Annotated in this window: 1 pseudogene; it reads right to left on the bottom strand. The window is 59.3% G+C overall.

Annotated features, from left to right (window positions below):
* Window positions 1-36: 36 nt before the first annotated feature.
* Window positions 37-224: pseudogene (locus ACQ4LH_RS21735) on the bottom strand (hypothetical protein); the annotation flags it as partial.

Below are 224 nucleotides of genomic sequence, written 5' to 3'. Positions count from 1 at the left end.
TTTTTTTTACAAGAAGAAGACGGCATRCGAGMYCGCTCATTTCGTCTCGKGGGCTGGGAGWTGTGTAWAARAGACAGTTAATAGGCCGAYCCACACCAGCACCAACAGCGCCGAGCCGCCTTCACCGCCGATATCGGTCCAGTTCCATTCGCTTAGCGCCTTGAGCGTGCCGGCGCCGAGGTAGGCGAGCAGGCCGAAGTTGGCCGCCAGCAACAGGCCGGTGA

Origin of the sequence: Pseudomonas peli (assembly GCF_050563605.1) — a bacterium.
Classification (GTDB): domain Bacteria; phylum Pseudomonadota; class Gammaproteobacteria; order Pseudomonadales; family Pseudomonadaceae; genus Aquipseudomonas; species Aquipseudomonas peli_A.
Note: the sequence above shows the minus strand (reverse complement) of the source record. Positions and strands in the feature narration are given on the sequence as shown.